Origin of the sequence: Rhodoferax sp. OV413, from assembly GCF_900104385.1 — a bacterium.
Classification (GTDB): Bacteria; Pseudomonadota; Gammaproteobacteria; order Burkholderiales; family Burkholderiaceae_C; genus Rhodoferax_B.
The window spans coordinates 888902-912312 of the sequence record NZ_FNJA01000002.1 but is presented as its reverse complement, the minus strand read 5'-3'; the positions used below and the strand labels follow the sequence as shown (position 1 = coordinate 912312).

General features: G+C 64.7%; 5 protein-coding genes. All 5 read right to left on the bottom strand.

The features are described 5' to 3' along the window. Positions 1 to 45 precede the first annotated feature (45 nt). The 5 genes from BLT66_RS11635 to BLT66_RS11615 are packed head-to-tail and all read right to left on the bottom strand — an operon-like array spanning position 46 to position 23411. Entirely contained in the window at positions 46 to 4686 is a 4641-nt protein-coding gene (locus BLT66_RS11635) for a type I polyketide synthase (RefSeq protein WP_092757821.1), read from the bottom strand. Next, the gene (locus BLT66_RS11630; protein ID WP_092757820.1) at positions 4683 to 7958 is read right to left on the bottom strand and encodes a non-ribosomal peptide synthetase; all 3276 of its coding nucleotides are present in this window, start codon (positions 7956 to 7958) and stop codon (positions 4683 to 4685) included. The genes BLT66_RS11635 and BLT66_RS11630 overlap by 4 nt, the downstream gene beginning before the upstream one ends. Then, positions 7955 to 11053: a non-ribosomal peptide synthetase gene (locus tag BLT66_RS11625; RefSeq protein WP_255406872.1), complete on the bottom strand. Its 3099-nt coding sequence runs from the start codon at positions 11051 to 11053 to the stop codon at positions 7955 to 7957. The genes BLT66_RS11630 and BLT66_RS11625 overlap by 4 nt, the downstream gene beginning before the upstream one ends. Continuing rightward, positions 11050 to 18108: a type I polyketide synthase gene (locus BLT66_RS27180; protein ID WP_092757819.1), complete on the bottom strand. Its 7059-nt coding sequence runs from the start codon at positions 18106 to 18108 to the stop codon at positions 11050 to 11052. The genes BLT66_RS11625 and BLT66_RS27180 overlap by 4 nt, the downstream gene beginning before the upstream one ends. Further along, positions 18108 to 23411, bottom strand: coding sequence for a non-ribosomal peptide synthetase (locus BLT66_RS11615; protein ID WP_092757818.1), 5304 nt, complete (start codon positions 23409 to 23411; stop codon positions 18108 to 18110). The genes BLT66_RS27180 and BLT66_RS11615 overlap by 1 nt, the downstream gene beginning before the upstream one ends.

The following is a 23411-nucleotide window of genomic DNA, read 5'->3' as shown; positions in this document are numbered from 1 at the left end:
CGCGACATGCGCTTCACCTTGATGACGTATCCGAGGCCGCTTTGTTCAGGCCACCTTTTCCATGGCCTCGTCGCCGCTGGCTTCCTTTGCGGCTTCCTGCTCGATCTGCTCGATCAGGCGCAGCTCCACCAGCACCGCCAGTGCCGCCACCGTGGGCTCGTTGAACAACGCCGCCGGATGCAGTGTCACTCCGAACTGCTTGCGCACCCGACCCAGCAGTTGGATGGCCGTGAGCGAGTCGCCACCGAGCTCGAACAGGCTATCGTTCACGCCGATCACCGAGAAGCCCAGCGCCTCGGTCCACAGCTGCGCGATGTCGGCCTCCAGCCCATCCTCGGGTGGCACGAAGGGCGTGGCCAGCGCGGGTCGATCGTGGCGACCACCGGCAACGGGTGCGGCGGTGGGCACGGTTTCGACGTCGAAATCCAGCGAGTTCAGCCGAGCGCGTTTTTCCGACAAGCCGAGCGGCGAGACGAACAACTGCGGCAGCACCGTGCCGGCCAGCAGGTGCTCGAAGGCCAGCGCGCCCATCTCAGTCGAAATACCCATGCCCTCGGGATGCGCACGGTGCGCGGCCATGCCGACCTCGCGCCAGGTGTCCCAGTTGACCGACCAGACCGGAAAGCACTGCTCACGCAGCGCCAGCCGCGCCGTAGCATCCAGGTAGCAGTTGGCCGCGCAGTAGTCAGCATCGCCGAAGGCGCCGAGCGCAGCGGCGGTAGACGAGCACAGCAGCACGAAGTCGGGCGCCTGCCCTTCGAGCGCGGCCATCAACGCGCGCGTGCCCTGCACCTTGGGCGCGCACACCGCCTCTACCGCGGTGCGTTCGCGCTGGGCCATCACACCGCCGCCCGGCAGGCCCGCCGCATGCACCACGCCATGCAAGCCGCCGAACTTCTCGACCGCCTGGCGTACCACCTCGCGCATGCGCGGTGCATCGGCCACGTCGGCCTGTAGCACCAGCAACTCGGCGCCAGCCTGGGCCAACTGAGTGAGCTTCTGCAGCCGCTCGCGCAACGCAGGCACGGTGGACGGATCCGCGATGATTTCACCCCAGAGGTGGCGCGCCGGCACTTCCGAACGCCCCACCAGCACCAGCCGGGCCTGCCATTTGTGCGCCAGCCGGCCGGCAAGCGCCAGGCCGATGCCACCCAGGCCACCAGTGATCAGGTAGACACCGCGCTGCTTGAGCCGCTGAACGGATTGGGCCGCAGCACCACTGACCGGCTCGAAGGCCTGCAACCAACGATGCGGCCCGCGGTATGCCACCAGTTCGGCCGGATCGGCGACTTGGGATTCGGCCAGTACCTGCTCTGCCAGGCGAGCCGAGGTCGCGCCGTCACCGGTGGGCAGAACCACGTCGATCAGCTGGCAGGCGATGTTCGGAAACTCATGCGGAAGCACCTTGCAGGGTCCGTGCAACAGGGCCTTGCCAGGGTTCAGGCTTTCCAGGCCGGTCACGTCTTCGAGCTGGCTGGCCACCACGGTCAAGCGCAGGGACTCGGCCTGGTTCGCCATACCCTCGGCATACAGTGCCTGCACTAGCGCCAGCAGGCTGTGCAGGCCCCGCGCTAGCACCAGCGCCAACGGGCCATGCGGATCCTGTTCTTCAAGGCTCCACAGGTGGAACACCTGCCGCAACGGCCCGAGCTCAGCACCCGCCTCGCGCAGCACGCGCGCCAAGTCTTCACGCGCATCGGTGCGCACACGATAGTGATGGGCGTCCACGGCCTCGAAGGCCGCCGCACTTTCCACTACAACGACGGACCGAGACGGCAGAGCCAAGCTTTGCACAAGTGCATCGCGCAGCCCCCCCGCGTCGCCGAATACCAGGCTAAATCCACTCTCCATGCCATCCGCCGCCTGCGCCATCCTGGCCAAGGCTGGCGCGCGCCGCCAGATCGGTGCCTGGAACCAATCCGCCAGTTCGCGCCGCGCAGGCTCAGCCTTCGCCGATCCACCAAAGGCTGGCTGGCCTGGCTCAATCCAGTATGACCGGCTTTCGAATGGATAGGTGGGCAGCGGCACATGCCGCCGCGCCGTACCTCCATGACCGGTGTGGCAGGCATGGTAGGCCTGCCAGTCCACCGGTGCCCCGGCCACCCACAACTGCGCCAGCGCGCGCGCGCACTGCGCATCGCCCTGCCGCCATTGGGGCGGCCGGGGCTGAGAGGTCAATATGGCGGTAGCCAAGGACGCATTGGCATGGCGCCGCACGAGCGCGGTAAGCACCTCGCCCGGCCCCACCTCCAGCAACAGCCGGCCCGGCGTGGCCAGCAGCACGCCCAAGCCCTCAGCGAAACGCACCGTACCGCGCAAATGCCGCACCCAGTAATCGGCGCTGGTAGCCTCTTCATCGGTGATGGTCCGGCCGGTGACGTTGGAAATGAACGGGATCGCCGGCGTGCGTTTGGTCACGGCGGTCACCAACGCCTCAAAGGCCGGCAGCGCCGGGTCCACCATGGCAGAATGGAAGGCATGCGAAACCTGCAGTCGGCGCGTTTCGGTGCCGCGCGCCATGAGCTCCCGCTCGGCCGCATCAATGGCCTCCGGCGTGCCGGACAGTACGCACATACGCTCAGCGTTGACAGCCGCGAGGCTACGGTGCGCTGACAACCAAGGCTGCAGCTCTGCTTCCGGCAGCTCGACCGCGAGCATCGCACCGCGCGGCAAGGCCTGCATCAGTCGGCCGCGCGCGGCGATCAGATCCAGCGCGTCCCGCAGGTCGAACACGCCGGCAATGCAGGCAGCTACATATTCGCCGACGCTGTGGCCGAGCATCAGCGCCGGCCGCAGGCCCCAATGCAGCCACAGCCGCGCCGTGGCGTATTCCACGACGAACAGCGCGGGCTGGGTAATAGCGGTCTGGGCCAGCTGTTCGGAGGCGGTGGTCTCTTCGGCCTCGGTGGGGAACAGGTATTGCCGCAGGTCCAGCCCGAGCGTGGGCTGCAGCAATTCACAGCAGTGGTCGATCATCTCGCGGAACACCGGCTCGCTCTCGTAGAGCATTTGGCCCATGTGGGCGTGCTGCGCGCCCTGACCGGGGAACAGAAAGGCCACCTCCGGCGCCTCGCCGGGGCCCTGCCCTGACCACGCATGCGCCGCGTCGGGCGAGGCCAGTTGGTGGGCCGCCTCACCCAGGGTTGATGCCAGCACGACCCGGCGATGCGCGAAATGTCGGCGCCCGGTCTGCAGCGTGTAGGCCACGGCCGAAAGCGGCTGCGCATCATGTTCGGACAGATGCCGCGCGAGCTGCGCCTGTGCCGTTTGCGCGGCCTCGGCGCTGCGGGCCGATACCGGCAGCACCTGCCAATCACGCCCAGCGCCGGAAGGTACAAGCGCAGGCGCCTCCTCCAGCACCACGTGCGCATTGGTGCCACCCATGCCGAAAGAGCTCACGCCCGCGCGGCGCGGCGTGCGGCCCGCAGCCCAGTCCTTGACTTCTGTGTTCACGTAGAACGGACTGGCCGCGAAGTCGATCTGTGGATTGGGCTGCTCGTAGTGCAGGCTAGGCGGCAGGGTCTTGTGGTGCAGTGCGAGCACGGCCTTGATCAACCCGGTCACGCCGGCGGCAGCGTCAAGGTGGCCGATATTTGTCTTCACCGAGCCGACGGCGCACCAGCCACTGCGCACAGTGCTTTCCCCATCGCCGTCGCGGAAAGCCTGCGTCAGCGCGGCAATCTCGATCGGGTCGCCCATCGGGGTGCCGGTGCCGTGTGCCTCCACATAACTAATGCTGTCGGGCGCCACATCGGCGATGGTCTGTGCGGCCAGGATCACCTGGGCCTGGCCTTCTACGCTCGGCGCGGTGTAGCCCACCTTGGCCGAGCCGTCGTTGTTGATGGCCGAGCCCTTGATGAGGGCGTAAATGGTGTCGCCATCGGCCAGCGCATCGGCCAGGCGCTTGAGCACCACGATGCCCACGCCACTACCACTGATGGTGCCGGCGGCCCGTGCGTCGAAGGCGCGGCAATGGCCGTCCGGCGAGGCGATGGAGCCGGCCTGGTAGCGGTAGCCCAAGCCCTGCCCCAGGTTCAAAGACACGCCACCGGCCAGCGCCATGTCGGCCTCATGGTTCAACAACGCCTGGCAGGCCATGTGCACAGCCACCAGCGAGGTCGAGCAGGCGGTCTGCACCGTGACGGCCGGCCCCTGCAGGTCGAGCTCGTAGGCCACTCGGGTACACAGTGCATCCTTTTCATTGCCGTTGAGCAGGGTCTGCAACGAAGCTTCCTCACCCTTGCCACCGAGCACACCTGCCGGCAGCAGGTTGCGCCAGGCGTACTGGTTGGTGCTCGCGCCGCCGTAGATACCGATGCGCCTGGACTGGCGCTCGCCATAGTAGCCCGCATGCTCCAGCGCCTCGACCGCGACCTCTAGGAAGAAGCGCTGTTGCGGGTCGAGGTATTCGGCCTCACGCGCCGAATAGCCAAAGAAGCCGGCGTCGAAGCGGTCCATGCCGTCGAGCAGCACGCCGGCCTTCACGTAATCTGGGTCGGCCAGGGCCTCGGGCGACACGCCACGCGCGCGCAATTCCTCGTCGGAGAAGAAACTCACCGATTCGATGCCTGCGTGGATGTTGCGCCAGAAGGCCCCAACGTTGGGCGCCCCTGGGTAGCGCCCGGCCATGCCGACGATGGCGACGGCCATCTCGTTGGTGTCGTCTGATTCGATGGCATGGTTCATCGCTGCATTCCTTCCGCGGCATTCTTTCGCCGCAACATGGCCTCTCGCTGTCGGCGCGCACCGTCACGCGCGGGGCGCATGGCGGTGTCGATGGCCCCATCCGTCGGCTCCGGCCGTAGACAACGGGCCTGCGCGGCCACGGTGGGGTGCTTGAACAAATCGACCAGGGACACGGCCAAGCCTAGTCGCGACTGGATCTGGGCCTGCACCTGCACCAGCAGCAGCGAATGGCCGCCGATGTCGAAGAAGTTGTCGTGGATGCCCACGCCCTCGGTGCCCAGCACCTGTGCCCAGATGGCGCAGATCGCCTTCTCGATGTCGCGCGTGGGCGCCACCCGGCGGGTGGCATCAGGCGGTTGCGGCGCGGGCAGGGCGTTGCGATCGACCTTGCCATTGGCATTCAGCGGCAGGGTGTCGAGCACTACCACCAAGCTCGGCAGCATATGCTCGGGCAGCGCCACCGCCAGTCGCGCGCGCAGCGTTTGCGTGTCAATAGCCTGCGCAGTGGAGGCCGATACATAGGCCACCAGTCGTGGCCCGCCAGTGGCCGGCTGCGCCACCACCACCGCCTCACGCACCTCGGGCTGGGCCAGCAGTTGGGCCTCGATCTCGCCGAGTTCGATGCGGAAGCCGCGGATCTTCACCTGGTGATCGAGCCGACCCAGGTATTCGAGTTGGCCGTCGGTGCGCCAGCGCACCAGGTCACCGGTGCGGTACAGACGCTCGCCGGCGGCATCGAAAGGATCGGCGACAAAGCGTTCCGAAGTCAGGCCAGGCTTGCCGAGGTAGCCCCGACCCAAGCCGACGCCTCCGAGGTAGAGCTCACCGGGCAAGCCTGGGGCTACCAGGTTCAGTCCGTCGTCGAGCACATAGGTCCTGCTACCAGCGATCGGGCGGCCGATGGCTACGTGGTTCAGGCCGTCAGCCAGACAGGTCCAGTGGGTGACGTCGATGGCGGCTTCGGTGGGGCCATAGAGGTTGTACAGGCCGGCACCAGGCAGACGTTGGAAGACCTGGGCCTGGGCTTCGGCGGGCAGAGCTTCGCCGCTGCAGACGATACGCTTGAGGCTAATGCAGGCTTCCACCCCGGCGTGGGCCATGAAGGCCTGCAGCATAGAGGGCACGAAGTGCAGGGTGGTCACCGCGTGTTCGCGGATGAGCTGGACCAGCCTGGCCGGCTCGCGGTGGGCTCCGGGCTGAGCCACGACCAAACGCGCCCCTTGCAGCAGCGGCCAGAAGAACTCCCACACCGAAACGTCGAAGCTAAATGGGGTTTTCTGCAGCACGGTTTCGGCCGGGGTCAGGGTGTAGGCGTCCTGCATCCAGGCCAGACGGTTGGCCAGTGCACGGTGGCGGTTGGCCGCGCCCTTGGGCCGGCCGGTGGAGCCGGAGGTGTAGATGACATAAGCCAGGTGTTCGCCATTCACGGGAACACCAGGGTCAGTGGAGGGCTCGGACGCTAAATCCAGCCGATCGAGTTCGATCGTCTTGAGGCCGTCGCGCATGGGCAGAGTCAGGTGGCTTTGGGTGAGCAGCAGCGCGACGCCGCTGTCTTCCAGCATGTAGGCAATGCGGTCTGGCGGGTATTCGGGGTCGATGGGCACATAGGCACCACCGGCTTTGAGGATGGCCAAGAGGCCGAGAACCATCTCCGGGCTGCGTTCCACTGCGATGCCGACTGGGGTGTCGGGCCTTACACCGAGCGCGATCAACCGATGGGCCAGGCAGTTAGCACGGGCTTCGAGGTCGGCGTAGGTCAAGGATGCTTCACCGAAGACCACGGCCACAGCTTCCGGTGTGTGACGGGCACGCTGGGTGATCAGTTGGTGCACCGGCGCCTCGAAAGGCCGATTCGCTAGGTTTTGACTCCACTGCATCAGACCAGCACGCTCGTTTTCACTGGTCAGAACCAGATTAGCGAGCACCCGATCAGGATCGACCGCTAGCACTTCAAGCACCCTGGTGTAGCCAGCCACCAGCCGCCGAGCGGTAGTAGCGTCGAACAGGTCAGTGTTGTATTCGAGCCGACCGCGCACGCCTTGCGGGCCAATGTAGAAGTCGAGCGACAAATCGAACTTGGCGCCCGCATCGTCGAACTCTTCGAACTCGGCGCTCAAACCGTCGAAGTCGAGCGCCACCGCATTGCCAACCATCTGCACGCCAAACATCACCTGGAACAACGGGCTGCGCGCCGGATCGCGGCGGTCCTTGCGGCTCGCGAGCAACACTTCAAAGGGCAGTTCGGCATTGTCCAGCGCCGCCAGTGCATCGACGCGAACCTGGCGGCAGACCTGACGCAGGCTCTGCCACGGTGACAGTCGCGCGCGGAACACCTGCGTGGTCACGAAAAAGCCGAGCAGTTCGCTCACTTCCTCATGGTGACGCCCGGCATTGGGCACGCCGATGGCGAAATCATTCTGGCCGCTGCAACGCGCAAGCAGCACCTGCCATACCGCGAGCAGGGCGACAAAGGGCGTGCACTTCTCGACACGGCAGAACGTCTGCAGTGCGACGGCAAGCTCTGACGGCACATCGAAGCCGAGTGCGGTCCCGACGAAGGTCTTGCCCGAAGGCCGCATGCGGTCGGTCGGCAGATCGAGCGCCGGAACGTCGGAACCGAGATGCCGGTTCCAGTGGTCGAGCTGACGCTCCAGCGCTCCGCCCTGCACGCTCGCGCGCTGCCACACAGCATAGTCGGCGTACTGCACAGGCAGCGACGGCAATTGAATTGGGCCGCCGGTGCGCAAAGCGAGCCGATAGGCCTCGGCCAGATCGTGGACGAGAATCGGGTTCGACCATGCGTCGGACACAATGTGATGCAGGCAAACCGCCAGCACATACCGGTCGCATCCCAGATTCACAAGCCGCGCAACTAACGCGGGCGGGACGCCAAGGTCGAACACATGCCCGGCAGTGCGACGCACGACAACATCCAACTGCGCCTTCTGTGCCTCGTCGTCTAGGACCGACAGGTCGATGCGCTCCAACGCGAACGGCACGGTGGCCTGCACGCTCTGCATCGGCACGCCTTCCTGCTCGAAGAAGCAAGTGCGCAAGATGGCATGACGCGCGATCAGCGCCTGGAATGCATGCTCCATCGCGGTCACATCGAGCCCACCGGTAAGGCGGATGACACGCGGCAGATTGTAGGCGGTCAGGCCCGGCTCAAGCTTCTGCAAGAAGCACAGCTGTTCCTGCGCATAGGACAAAGCCACGGCATCGCCGTCAGTCACGGTGCGATGGATGGTGAGCGGCATCAGGGGATTGTTCATACGGTCTCGCTCACGTCTTCTGGCTGCCGGTACGCCTGCGCGCGCGCTTCGAGCTGCGCGACATCGTCGCGGCCCTCACGCAGCGCAGCCGCCAGTCCAGCCGGTGTCGGATGGTCGAACACCACACCCGCCGGCAACTCAATCTGCAACAGCTTACGGATACGCGCGACCAACTTGATGACCTGCAGAGAGTGGCCGCCGAGTTCGAAGAAATCGTCATCGATGCCGATGGGGCCGCTGCCGAGCAGCGAAGCCATGCTGTCGGCGAGCACGGCTTCGAGTGCGTCGCGCGGTTCGATGCGGTCCTTGCCTACGGCGGTAGAAGGCACGATCGCGGCCAGTGCCAGTCGGTCAATCTTTCCGTTGGGCAGTCGGGCGAAGGCATCGACGGCCGTGAAGCTCCCCGGCACCATGTGCGAGGGCAGCAAGGCGGCCAGCCATTCGCGCAGCTCGCGGCCGTCGGCCAGCGCCACGTCGGCGACGACGAAGGCGGACAGCGTCATCGCCCCCGCCGCATCCGGCACGGCGAGCACCACCGCCTGCCGCACGCCGGGCTGCGCCAGCAGCACCGCCTCGACCTCGGCCGGCTCGACACGGAAGCCGAGGATCTTGACCTGGTGATCGACGCGCCCCGTGAGGCGGATGCCGCCGTCGGCCCGCACGTAGGCCAGGTCGCCCGTCCGATAGAGGCGCTCACCCGGGTTGAACGGGTCGGCCACAAAGGCATCGCCCGGCTCGCGGTTCAGGTAGCCGCGGCACAGCTGCGCGCCGCCGACATAGACCTCGCCCAGGCCGCCCGCAGGCACCAGGCGCAGCGAGGCGTCAAGCACGTGCACGCGGTTGTTCGCGAGCACCTGCGAAAGCGGCAACTGCTCTGGTAGCGGCGCACCAGCGGACACCGCGTGAACCATCACACCGACCGTAGTTTCGGTCGGCCCATAGTGGTTGTAGATGGCGCACTGCGGTGCAATCCGCGAGATACGCTCGACCAACGCGCGCGGCGCGGCCTCCCCGCCCAGCACCAGCGTGCGAGGCAGGTGCGGCGACTCGCATTCGAGCAGTGCCTCCAGGTGCGAGGGCACGATCTTGATCGCATCGATCTCGTTTTTACCCATGAAGCGCGCAAAGGCTTGGGCGTCCTTCACTTCGTCTTCGGCCGCCACGACCAGACAGGCACCGTTGAAAAACGCACCGAACAGCGCGGTGTTGCCCAGGTCGGCAACAACAGAGCTGGTGAGCGCCCAACGGCGACAGGCATCGAACTTCATTGCGGCCGAGGCTGCGGCTATGTAGTTCAGCAAATGGCCCTGCTCGATGGCGACGCCCTTGGGCTTGCCGGTGGAACCGGAGGTGTAGAGCACATACGCAAGGTCTTGCAGGGCGATGCGGTGTTTCGGCACTGCGTCGAGCGTATCGTCGAGTGCGGGCAGCGCAGCGGCATCGAGCACGAGCACTGGTTGTGCGTCCGCGAGCACGGCTGCGCGGCGCGCCTCGGGCCATTCCGGCTCCAGCGGCAGGTAGGCGGCCCCCGCACGCCAGGTGGCGAACATAGCCACGGGCAGGTCGAGCGAACGCGGCAGGTTGAGCGCAACGATCGCGCCCGGCATCACTCCCTGCTTAGTGAGCCAATGCGTAAGCCCATTGATCCGGTTGTCGAGTTCGCGGTAAGTCAACCGTTGCTCACCGGCTTGGAGCGCAGGAGCGTCCGGTGTTGCTTCGGCCCAGTGCGTGATGCGGTCGGCCACGGTCTGCGTTCCGACATCAATGCGTGGATCGTTCGGCACCAACAGCAACTCACGCTCTTTCGGGCCGACCAGCGACAGCGTGCCGACGGGTGCATCAGGGTGCGCAACCACGGCTTCGAGCAAAGTGACAAACTGAAGCAGCAAACGTTCGACTGCGGCATGGCTATAGCGCGCGATATCGGCATACAGCGCCAGTTCTACACCTTCAGCCTGCCATGCGGTCTGCAGCGCGAGTTCAAAACAAGGCATCGGGCCGGGCAACCCGATCAGGCGCCACTGCGAATCTGTGCCGTGAGGCCGGGGAACTTCGTGCGACGCGAAGCCCACGACGGTATGTGTCGAGAACGGAGGCGCATCTACGGCCCAGTATTCCTGAACATCGATGTGTGCAGTCAAGGCTGCGTCCAGCCGGCCAAGCCAGCTTGCAAAAGATTCGTCGACAGCCACGTCGACCATGACCGGCAGCACTTTGTCAAACAAGCCAACCGCACCTTGCATCGGTTCATAGTCGCGCCGGCAGTCGTGCTGCCAGCCGCCGATGAAGCGGTCCATGCCGTTCAATCGGGCAAGCAATAGCCACCATGCGGCATGCAGCAAGGTCTCGGGTTGCACACCGAGCACATTGGCGCGCGCTACCACACGGTCAGCAAACGCCGCATCAATGGCAACGGAGATCCGATGGCGCGTGGCCCGCTCCTGAGCACCGTCCAACCGCCCTTGCAAACGCAGCGGGGCGATAGCCACGGCATCGGCCGCAATCCGCAGCCAGTAGGCGCGCCCTCCGGCCGCGTCCTCGCCGTCAAGCAGGTCCTGCCGCCATTCCACAAAGCGCGTGTACTGGAAGATGCTCTCCGGGTCGAGGCAGCCCTCGCCCTGGTAGGCCGCAACGATTTGGTCGAACAGGTTATGCAAACTCTCCCTGTCTGCCACCAGCGAGTTCACCGACAGGGCCAGCGTATGGCGGCCCTCGCCCGTACGCACGAGGCCAGCGCTGACGAGTTCACCGCGTTCCATTGCCAGCGGTTCGGCGTTAAAGTCTTCGACCCACGTGTGCAACGCTTCATCGGCTGACTCACTCAAATCGGCCATTTGCCATTTTAGCGGTGGCATCTCGTCGAAATACTGTTGCCGCAAGCCTCTGTAGCCAGGTACCTGGCAGACAGCCACGCGCAGAGCACCATGCGCGCTTAGCACACTCTCCACGGCGACGTGCAGGCGCGCCGCATCCAGCGCGCCTTCGATACCGGTCAACAGGAGCAGGCGCTTCGCGCCGGCGAGTACCGTACGCTGCTCGGGACTCAGCGGGAATGTGACTTCGATGCTGTCGGCCATCATGTTCATTGCGTTCATGCCCCCAGCTCGTCAGCCAGTCGTGTATCGGCTGCTACTTTCGGTACATCTTCGAGCGCGGTGCGGTCAAACATCGCACCCATGGCCACCACGATCTTGCGCGGCCCTTCGTACGGGTCGCGCGCATGGGCCGCGAGCATGTTGTCGAGCATGACGATGTCGCCCTGCTGCCAATTGAAGCGCACCGCACATTCCTCGTATACGCGGCCGACGAAGGCCATGGTCTCGTCGGAAATAGGCGAACCGTCGCCGTACATCACGTGGCGCGGCAGACGATCAATACCACCCATCGCGAGTAGATCCTCGCGCACCTGTCCTTCCAAGCAGGCCACGTGGTGCAGCTGAATCTGATTGAAAAACACCTTCTCACCAGTGAGCGGATGGCGGATCACCGCCGGGCAGCGCGTGCGTGTCTGCAGCGTATCATTGTCGAGCCATCGCCAGGTGATACCCGCGGCGACCAGGCGGGCCTCGACGTCCTCGCGGCGGTTGGTCTTGTAGAAGTCCTGCCAGCTCACGTCCAGTCCCGGTGTAAAGGTGCGCACATACAGCAGTTCCTTCCGCTCGAACTCGGCCACCATGTCGACGGGCAGGCGGCGCAGCATCTCGCGACAATCGACGATGGGCGTAGCACCGCCCACAGGCGACGGCATCTCACAGAAGAACCACTGCTTACGAGGCCAGCGGTCGAGGTGCGAACTCTCGTTGTGGAACAGGATCATTTGCTGCTCGGGATATGGGGTGGACCGGTAGGTTTTCTTGCCGCCCTCCTTCTTCGGCAGGTCACCGTAGCTGCCGTACAGCTCGGGCTCGATGGCCTCGGCAAAGGCCTCGAAGTCCTGCGGCGTTCTCAGACCGAAGTTGCGGAACAGGATGCCACCGTGCTTGGCGACAAGCATTTCGATGTAGTCTGCCTGGCTCCTCGCCCAGGCCACTGTGTCGAGGTCGTCGGTGGTGGCTTGCAGCACGATAGGGAAGTCGGCGCCGGGCTTGAGGAAAGAGGTCTGGACAGCGGGACGTACGGCGGCACGCGGCGGCACACCACCCAGTCCTGCCTTACCGATTTTCCCCAGCTTGTCCAGCTTGCTTTTAGCACCAGTGGATTTCGCGGTGTTCATGGTGATTCGCTCCTGCGTTTTCGTGGGAGCCAGCGCGTCGACAGCCTGGCCCGGTATTGCGACGATCCGCTCCAGCAGCGCATGCCACGAAGCGGTGAACTTCTCAACGGTTTCCCGTTGATACAGGTCTGTGGCGTACACCCACTCGACGGTGAGCACGCCAGCTTGTTCTCTGGCGAACACTGCCAGGTCGAACTTGGATTCGTTCATCTGCTGGGGCAACACTTCGACCTCGGCGCCCTCAATGGAGAACCGGATCTCGGGTGTGTTTTGAAGGACGAAGAGCACCTGCACCAGCGGGTTACGGTCGCGTGCGCGCTGCGCGCCCGACAGCTCGACGATCTGATCGAAGGGCACGTCCTGGTGGTCCATGGCGGCGAGCGTTTGCTGCTTCGTCTGCGCAAGCCATTGACTGAAACCGGCCTGCCGGTCGACCATGCGCGAGCGCACTGGCACGACGTTGACGAAGAAGCCCAGCAGCTGTTCGAGGTCCGGATGGCCACGGCCCGCCACGTCGGTACCGATCACGATGTCGTCGGCACCCGAAGCCTGGTGGAAAAACAGAAAAAAGGAGGACAACAGCAGCGTGAACAGCGAAGTGTCAGACTCGCGCGCCAACGTTGCGAGCGCCTGCGACAGGATCGGCGACAGTACGAGCTGCACCGAGTTGCCTGCATGCGAGGCCATGGCCGGTCGCTGGTGATCGGGCTTCAGGGTCGACACCTGCGGCGCGTTGCGCAGGTAGGTCCGCCAAAAGCCGGCCTTGGGTGCGAATGTCTCGGAAGCCAGCGCGCGGTCGTACCACGCGGCGTAATCAACGTATTGCACAGGCAACGGCGTGAGTTGCAGCAGCTGACCACGCAATGCCCGCTCGTAGAACTCACCGAGCTCGCGCGCGAACACCGCAATCGACCAGCCGTCGAACACGATGTGATGTACAACGAGGACCAATACATGCTCGTGCTCTCCGAGACGCACGATGGTCGCCTTGATGAGTGGGCCTTCGGCCAGCGCGAACGGCATGCGCACGAGTTCATCGAACAGCGTGGCGTAGCGGCGCTCGCGCGTTGTCGTGCTAGCTTCGTCTATCTCGATAAGCGGAACGTCCAAGTGCACGCAGGGGCGGATCACCGCCACGGGCTCGCCTTCATCGTCTTCGGCGAACAGGGTGCGCAGCACTTCATGCCGCGCGACGATGGCGTCGATGGCTGCGCGCAACACGTCGACGTTCAGCTCGCCGTGCAGGGCCAGCCCGGCCGACATGTTGTACGCTGCGCGGCCGGTGATGTTGCCTGCATCGGTAAGCCGGTCGACCAGCCAGAGGCGGCGTTGCATCGGTGACAGCGGCAGCACACCGGTGCGTGCCACAGGTGAGATCTCCATCGCAGCGGCCTGCTGCGGCTCGGGGGGGGCGCCACTCGTTGGCATGTGCGTCATCAGTCCGGCGATGGTCGGCGCCTTGAAGAACTCGCTGGGATGCAGTTCGACCGCGTAAGCCTTGCGGACACGCGATAGCAGCTGGATGGCCACCAGCGAATCGCCGCCGAGTTCGAACAGGTTGTCGTTCACGCCAATGGGCGCGATGCCCAGGCGCTCGGTCCACAGCGCGGCCAGGGCATTCGCCAGTTCGCCTTCGGGTGCGATAAAGGGAGTCTGCAGCGCGGGGCGCGGATGGCTGCTGCCACCGGTGACCGGTTGAGCATTGCCGGCATCGAGCATGTCGAGCATGTCGTCGTCCAGGGGACCGAGGCGCTGCGCGAGGTCGGTGGTGGAGATCACCGTCTGCGGCCGCAGCGGGCCATTGACGATACGCTCGAAGGTGCGTGCGCCCTCCGGACCGTGCATGCCGATGCCGTCGGGAACTTCCATGTTCTCGGCCATGCCGAGGCCGCGCCAGGCGTCCCAATTGACCGAGAAGATCGGATAGCTGGCGATGCGCGCATGGGCGATGGCCGTGGCGTCGAGGTACGCGTTGGCCGCGGCGTAGTCGCTCATACCCAAGCCACCGGCCACACTGGAGATGGAAGAGCAGAACTGCACGAAGTCGAGCGGCTGTCCGCGCACCGCGTCCAGCAGCGTGCGGGTGCCGCGCACCTTGGTTGCGAAGACGGTGTCGACCTGCGCGCGCGTGCGCTTGGCCATCATGCCACCACCCGCATCGCCCGCCGCGTGGACGATCCCGTGCAGAGCGCCGAAGCGCACGTGTACCAGTTCGAGTGCGGCGTGCAACTGAGCTGGGTCGGACACGTCGGCCACGACGGTCAGCACTTCAGCGCCTAGCGCTTCGATTTCGAGCAACCGAAGCAACTTGTTCTTCAGTGCATCGGACTGGTCAGCAGCAGTTGTGATCGAAGCCCACGCCGTGTGCTTCGGCATCGCGGTGCGGCCAAGAAGCACCAGTCTGGCTTTCCAGTGCTGGGCCAGATGCTTAGCGATGGCGAGGCCAACACCACCGAGTCCCCCGGTTATCAGGTAGACGCCCTGCTGCCGCAGTCGCTGTGCGGTAGCAGGAAGCGGTGCGGGCTCATAAGTCTTCGCCCAGCGGTGCGCACCGCGATAGGCCAGCAGCGGTTCACCAGGCTCGGCCTGCAGCACGACGGATTCAGCTGCGATCTGTTCGACCAGCAGGGTCTCTGCCTCGCTGTCGGGCGCGGGCAGCATAACGTCAATCACACGGCAATGGACTCGAGAACACTCCTGCCCGATCACCTTGCCGATGCCCAGCAGCGTGGCCTTCTCGGGGCACAGCGTCTCGGCACCGGTAACGTCCTCGATCTGGTTGGCGATGATGGCGAGGGGTAACTTTCGGGCGTTGCCACCACCTGTGTCGAGTGCCTGAACCAGCGCCAGCAGGCTGAAGAAGCTGCGTTCCAGCAACTCGGGCTGTGGCTGCCAGGCCGGAACCTCGTCGAGACACCAGAGGTGGTAGATGGCGGTGATGGCGCCGAAGTCGGCTTCGACCTCGCGCAACAGTTGCGCGTGATCGTCATGCTCTCCGGGGCGCAGCATCCAGCCCTCGCGGTCGGTGCGCGCAAAAGTCTGGCCACGCTCCGCCACGACTACCGCGTGGCCTTGCGACTGTAAATGTTGCACAAGATGACAGGTGAAGCTGCGGCTGTCGCCGAGCACGAGCACGCAGCCGGCATCCGTCGTTTTTCCGACTGTAGGCACCAATGGCTCGATCCGCTTCCACGATGGCACGTAGAACGCATCAGAAGGCGGCTTGTGTGCAGACTTCGCTGATGCGGCATCGGGCATATCGACCCAGTAGCGGCGGCGCTGGAACGGATAAGCCGGCAGCGGCACACGGCGCCGTGCCAGCCCTGCGTGGCAGGCTGTCCAGTCGATATCCACACCCGCGAGCCACAGGCTTGCGAGCGCGTGCACGATCTGCTGCGCGTTGCGCGTCTGTTGCTGCGGGTGGGCCTGGCTGGCGTACACACCTGCGGCTGATCCGGCCATCGGATGCTGGCGCGCCAGCCCGGCGAGCGTTTCACCAGGGCCGACTTCGAGCACCACGCGCCCCGGCACCTCAAAGAGCGTGCGCAAGCCGGCCGTGAAATGCACTGTACCGCGCAGGTGCTGCGCCCAGTAGTTCGGGCTCACCGCCTGCGCCGCAGTGATGAGTCGACCGGTGACGTTGGAAATAAACGGAATCTTCGGCGCCTGCCGCGGCACGGAGGCGATGAGCTGTTCCAGCTCTGCGAGCAGCGGCTGCGTCATGGCCGAGTGCGAAGCTATGGATACATGGAGACGACGCGGCAGATGGCCCTGCACGCGCAGCTTCTGTTCGGCAGCCTCAATGGCTTCGAGTGGACCAGAGATCACGCACAGTTGCTCGCCGTTGGCTGCTCCGAGATCGCAACCATCGGTCAAGAAGGGTGCAAGCTCAGCCTGTGAGAGCGGCACCGCCGTCATCGCGCCGGGCGGCATGGATTGCAGCAGGCGGCCGCGCAAGGCTGCGACGCGCAGCGCGTCTTCCAGCCGAAATACACCGGACAGGCAGGCAGCGACGTACTCGCCGAGGCTGTGGCCCATCATCACGGTGGGCTGCACGCCACGCCGCATCCACCAATACGCCATTGCATATTCGATGACGAACAAGGCGGGCTGCGCGAGGGCGATGTCGAACAACTTCGCGTCTGCGTCGACCTCTGCGCCCGGTGCGGGGAACAGCAGTTCGCGTAGGTCAAGGCCGAGTTCGGGACGCAGCAGTTCGCAGCAGTGGTCGATGTCTTCGCGGAACTTCACGTCGCCGCGATAGAGCGCCAGACCCATATTGGCGTGCTGCGTTCCGCCGCCGGGAAACAGGAAGGCCACTTCGGCTGGCTGCTCGGGCACCGGGGCGGAAGCTGTGATGAGGTCCTCACCGGAAGCGAGCATGCGCGCGGCAGTCGCCGACTCGTTGGCCACCACGGCACAGCGATGGGTGAAGGCGCGTCGGCCCGTCTGCAGCGTGTGCGAGACGTCGGCCAATGCGACTCCCGGATGCTCCTCAATGTGCGCTGCAAGTCTTTGCGTGGCCTGTCGCAAAGCGGTAGCGCTCATAGCCGACAGCGGCAGCACCTGCCAACCGCTCGTCTCCGTCTGCGCGACAACAGCCGGAGCCTCTTCAAGCACGACGTGTACGTTCGTACCGCCGATACCGAAGGAACTGACGCCCGCGCGGCGAGGTGCGCCCCCCTTCGGCCAAGGCCTAGCCTCTGTGTTCACGTAGAACGGACTGTTCTCAAAGTCGATCTGCGGATTGGGCTGCTCGAAGTGCAGGCTGGGCGGCAGCGTTCTGTGCCGCAGCGCCATCGCGGCCTTGATGAGGCCGGCCACGCCGGCGGCCGCGTCGAGGTGGCCGATGTTGGTCTTGACCGAGCCGATGGCGCATTGGCCCTTCGCGGTCAACTCGCCGCTCGCGAAGGCCTGCATCAGCGCGGCCATCTCGATCGGATCGCCGAGAGTGGTGCCGGTGCCATGTGCCTCCACATAGCCGATGGTGCTCGCGGGCACATCCGCCACCATCAGCGCGGCACGGATCGCGCTGGCCTGCCCCTGCACGCTGGGCGCGGTGAAGCCGATCTTATCCGAACCGTCGTTATTGGCGGCACTGCCCTTGATGACGGCATGGATGGTGTCGCCGTCGCGTAGCGCCTCTTCCAGCCGCTTGAGCGCGACGATGCCCGCGCCGCTGCCGATGACGGTGCCCGCGGCCTTCGCGTCGAAGGCTCGGCAGTGACCGTCGGGCGAGAGGATCGCGCCGCTCTGGTAGCGGTAGCCGCCTTCCTGCAGCAGGTTGAGCCACACACCGCCGGCCAGCGCCATGTCGCAGTCGTGGCTCAGCAGCGCCTGGCAGGCCATGTGCACGGCCACCAGCGAGGTCGAGCATTCAGTCTGCACGCTGACGGCCGGGCCGCGTAGGTCGAGCTTGTAGGCCACGCGCGTGCACAGCGAGCCGGCGGAGTTGCCACTCATCAGGCCCAGCAAGTCGGCGATGCCGGTGCTCGCATCGACACCGAAGGCGGGCAGCAGGTGCCGCATGAGGTAGAGGTTCGGGCCGTCGCCGGCGTAGACGCCGACCGATGCGTTCCCCTTTCCGCCCTTCCAGCCGGCGTGCTCCAGCGCTTCCCATGCGCATTCGAGAAAGATGCGCTGTTGCGGATCGAGGTGTTCGGCCTCGCGCGGCGAATAACCGAAGAAGCCTGCGTCGAACTGGTCGAAGCCTTCGAACAGCACGCCGGCCTTCACGTAGTCGGGGTCGGCCAGCGTGCGCTCGGGCACACCGCGCGCGCGCAGTTGCTCGTCGCTGAAGACGGTGACCGACTCCACGCCGTCGCGGATGTTGCGCCAGAAGGCGTCGATGTCCGGCGCACCCGGAAAGCGGCCGGCCATGCCGACAATGGCGATCTCGATGCCCGTGAGTCCGGGCGGCAGTGTTTGGTCTTGCATCAGATGCTTCTTTCGGTGGGACGGCGGCGTTGCAGCAAGGCGGCGCGCTGGCGTTGGGCCCGGGCCTGTTCGCTGTCGTCGTTGTCGTCCTTGCCGGCGGCGGACTGCGCAGCGCCGCAGCCTTGCTCGATGCGCCGCGCGAGCGCGCCGACGGTCGGGTACTTGAAAAGATCGACCACCGTCAGGCCAGGGTTCAGCCGCTCTTCAATCAGGCGGTGCATGCGGATCACCAACAACGAATTGCCGCCGAGGTCGAAGAAGTTGTCGTTCATGCCGACCTTCTCGACCTTGAGCAGCCCGGCCCAAATCGAGGCCAACGTCTCGGCGGTGTCGCCCTGCGGGGCCTCGTAGTCCTGGCTGCTGGCCACGGCGGGCGCGGGCAACGCGCGACGATCGACCTTGCCGCCCGCTGTGAGTGGGAAGCTGTCGAGAACCACGATGGCCGCGGGCACCATGTAGTCGGGCAGAGTGCGCGCCAGTTGCTCCCTGAGCGCGGCAGGATCGATCTGTGCGGAGGTTGCGAACGAAACATACGCAGTCAGAGAAGGACCGGCCGCGCTGTCGTGCACGAGCACCAGCGCCTCCCGCACGGTTGCGTGCTCACGCAGGCGCGCTTCGATTTCACCGAGTTCAATGCGAAAGCCACGGATCTTCACCTGATGGTCGAGGCGGCCAAGGTATTCAAGCTGACCGTCATGTCGCCAACACACGAGGTCGCCTGTGCGATAGAGTCTGCCACCCGTGGCATCGAACGGATCGGCGACAAAACGATCGGCAGTGATGGCTGCGCGGCCGATGTAACCACGCGCGAGCCCTTCGCCGCCTAGGTACAGCTCACCTGGTACGCCTTGGGGAACGGGCTGCATGCCTGTGTCGAGCACATGGGCCGTGCGGTAGCCCACAGGACGACCAATGGGCACATAGCCCTGCAGATTCCCCTGCGCGACGTCATGATCCGCACAAGGCCAGGCCATAGACCACACCATGGGTGTAATTACTGCTTCCGTCGGGCCATAGGCATTGACAATCCGCGCGGGACGCAGCACGCGCCGAATCAACTCCAGGTCTTCTCCGGACCATGCCTCTCCACCGAAGAGCGCTAAACGCACCGCATGCTTGAATGGCGCAGCTCCCTGCAGCACCTGGCGCACGTAGGCCGGCGGAAGATCCACCACACTCACACCATGACGCCGCAGCAAGGCATCGAGTTCGCTACCGAGCGAGCACCACTGCGACTGCACCACGAGGGTTGCGCCCGAAATGAGCGACATCAGGCATTGCTCCACTGCAGCATCTACGTGCGGTAGCGCAAATTGCAGCGAACGATCCTCGGCACGCATACCGCAAGTCCGCGCCATAGCCTGTACGTGCATCGACAGCGCACCGTGCGGCACCGCTACGCCCTTGGGCCGACCCGTGGTGCCGGAGGTGTAGATAACGTAGGCGAGATGGGATTCGTGCAGTTCGACGCTGGGGTTGGTGGCCAGCTCATCGTAGAGTGTCAACTCGTCAAGCGCTACCTTGGCGATGCCGCTCACCTCCATCGCGCCGCGGCGGCCGGTAAGGAGCACCCTGGCACCACTGTCTTCTAACAACTGCGCAAGCCGCTGCGCGGGGTGCGACGGGTCCAGCGGCAGGTAGGTCCCGCCGGCCTTCATCACGCCGAGCAAGCCGATCACGCGATCGGCAACGGCCTCAATGCCCACCGCGACGGTGCTGTCAGGGGTTACACCCTGGCAAATCAGCCGGTGGGCAAGGCAATTGGCACGCTGGTTCAGGGCCGCGTAGCTGAGCTCTATGTCACCATCGACCAATGCGACCGCGTCGGGATTGATTCGAGCCCGCTCTTCAAATAGACGATGCACGCAATCCTTGCGCAACATATGCCGCGTCCCCCCAGACCATTCACGCATTTGCCGCCGTTCAGTCACGTCAAGCAAGGGCACGTCGCCTAATGCTTGAAAAGTGTCGACTGCCAACGCTTCCAGCAGTGCTCGGTAGTGTTCGACCAAGCGCGCGACAGTGGCAGGCTCGAACAGTTCGACCGCATAGGTGAACACCGCAGCGACGCCACCGTCGACCCTCTCGCGAATGTCAAGCATGAGTTCAAACTGTGCGGTGCTGTCGTCGACACGGTATTCGCTCACTGTGAGGCCTGGCAGCATTTGCAGCGCGCCCATATCCTCTCGCAGGTGGTTGAACATTACTTGGAACAAGGGACTCTGGCTCAGGCTGCGCTGCAGTTTCAGGGCCTCTAGCAATTGCTCGAACGGCAGATCCTGATGTTCCTGTGCGCCGAGTGCAGCCTCTCGGGTTTGTTCTAGCAGTTGCGCGAAGCTCATGCGACCGTTCACCACGGCGCGGAGCACCTGAGTGTTGACGAAGAAGCCGATCAATCCAGTGGTCTCGGAACGATGTCGATTGGCAACGGGCACACCAACGCGCACATCCTGCTGGCCGGTATAGCGATACAGCAGCGCCTGGAAGCCGGCCATCAGCGTCATGAACAAGGTTGCGCCTTGGGCTTGAGCCTTAGAGCGCAGCAGTTCGACCAACGTCATGTCCAACTCGAAGGTGTGGCTAGCAGCACGGTAGCTCGCCACTGCATGCCGTGGGTGGTCCGTGGGCAGAGCCAGCACGGGATGCTCATCACCGAGCTGGTTGCGCCAGTACGCCAGTTGGCGCTCACTTTCTCCGGCGGCGAGCCAGTCGCGCTGCCAGAGGGCGTAGTCGGCGTACTGGATCGGCAGCGCGTCGAATTGCGGCGCTTCGCCCTCCATATGGGCGGCATAGGCAGTGCAAAGTTCGCTTATCAGCACTTGCATCGAAGTGCCATCGGACACGATGTGATGCGTGACGACAACAAGCAGATGCCGCGCTTCGTCCAGGCGGATGAGCGACGAGCGCAGCAGCGGACCTTCGCCAAGATCAAAGGGATCGGCATGACACTGACTGACGTGCTCGGCGGCACTCGCTTCGCGTGCCTCTGCCGGCAGCGCGCGCAGGTCGATTTGGCGCAACAGAAGCCGTGACGCGGGTTGAATCCACTGGCCAACCGTGCCATCCGCCGCCACACGGAAGACGGTCCGCAGGCTTTCATGGCGAGCGGCCAATCCATCGAAGGCCGCGCCCAGCGCCTCGGCATTGAGCTGCCCGGACAGTTCGAGGGCCACACTCACATGGTATGCAGTGCTCTTCGGAGCGAGCTGCCACAGGATCCATTGGCGCTCTTGTGCATGCGACAGCGCGAGCGGCTTCAACCGGTGCTCTGCCTGTAGTACGGGAATGCTGCTGCGCACACTGCGCCTGCCCGTGGCGAGTACGCGACGCACTTCCGCAGCGAGCTCATCCAGGCGCGGCTGCTCGAACAACGCACGCACGGAGAACTCAATTTTCCATTGGTCGGCGATTCGAGCCGCTACCTGTGTCGCAGCAAGTGAGTTTCCACCGTGCGTGAAAAAATGGGCATCACGTGTTAACGCAGGCAGCGCATCGCGACGAAGCACTTCGCTCCAGATCACGGCAACGGATTGCTCGACCTCGTCCAATACCGATTGCGCGACCGGCATGTCCGTAGCGGCAGAACCGCCAAGCACGAACTTGCCATGCGCATACATTGCATAGGCATCGGCCGTGCGGTCAATCCAGGCTTGCCGGCAGGCGCCGCGCTGCAACTTACCGCTCGTTGTCTTGGGCATGCCACCAGGATTCAGCAGCATGACAACGGACAGTGGCTCGCCGAACTGTTCACTCACCACAGCGTTAAGGGCCTCGACCAGCGCTTCCGGCGTGATCAGCTTCTGGACGCTGCGCGACACCTCGGCCGCGAGGCCGATGCCCTCTCCGTCGGTACCGTCGATGGCAAAGGCCGCTACCCTGCCTTTGCGCACGGTGTCAAGCTCGAACTCAATCACGCGCTCTATGTCTTGCGGGTACAGGTTGTGCCCGCGCACGATGATCATGTCCTTAATGCGTCCAGCAACGTAGAGCTGGCCATCATGCACGAAGCCGAGGTCGCCGGTTCGCAGCCAGATGGCACCATCTTGGGTGACAAAGGCCTGCCGCGACACCTCGGGCTTGTTCCAGTAGCCACTACCGATGCTGGGTCCACTGGCCCAGATTTCACCGACAACGCCGGTATCGCAAATCGCCAACGAAGCCGGATCAACGATGCGCACCGCGTGGCCAGAAACGGAACGTCCGCAGCCAACGAGAGTGGCACCCTCTTCCCCGTCGATCTCGACGACTCCGCGCGCAAGTCCCTGGCTGGAGAAGTCCTGCGCGACCATGCCAGCGCCGCGCTGCCCACCAGTCACGAACAATGTCGATTCGGCCAGACCATAACATGGATATACCGCATCGGCAGAAAAACCCGCAGCCGCAAACTGAGTCTTGAATTCGTGCAACGTGTCGGCGCGCACAGGTTCGGCTCCAGAGAAAGCCAGACTCCAGCTCGACAAGTCGAGTTTCTGCATCTGCCCTTCCGACACCCTTTCGAGGCAAAGGCGATAGGCAAAATCGGGGCCACCACTGATAGTGACGCGATGGCGCGAGATAGCTTCAAGCCAGCGCACAGGCCGCTCCAAGAAATAGCGCGGTGACATCAATACGACAGGAATACCGCGGTGCAGGGGCTGCAGGAGGCCGCCAATCAGCCCCATATCGTGGTTCAGCGGCAACCAAGTCGCGAAGATATCGTCCGGCGCAACGGACAACCCCTCCTCAATGGCACGCATGTTTGCCATAAGGCTGGCGTGCGTAACCACCACGCCCTTGGGCGCTGAGGTTGAGCCGGAGGTGTATTGCAAAAATGCAATATCGGTGGCCGCTGATGTGTGCGGAGACCAGCGGTCGGCGTCTTCAGTGCCAATCGCGTCCACGGCGATCAGCGGTACTTCGGCGAAGGCGTCGGCAACTCCGGCCATGGACGCCTTGACGGCACCGTGGGTCAGCACACAACAGGCGTCGGCGTCGGCCGCGATACCCTCAAGCTTTCCGAGGTGACGCTTGCGCGTGGACTCGGGAGGAAACACCGGCACGGCTATAAGTCCCGCGTAAAGGCAAGCAAAGAAACTGACGACGTAGTCTTCGCCGTTGTCCAACATAATCATTGCACGCTCGCCGCGGCCAAAAGACTGCTGCAGCCGTGCGGCCAAAGCACGTATACGAACGTCGAGCTGGCTGTAGGTTGTATGGGTGTCGATGGCCGAGCCTTCGCGATCGGTCACGGCAATCAAGGCGGTATCGCCCGGCCGCCGGACGGCCAAATCCCGCAAGTGGCTCACAAAGTCAGTGGAAGTCAT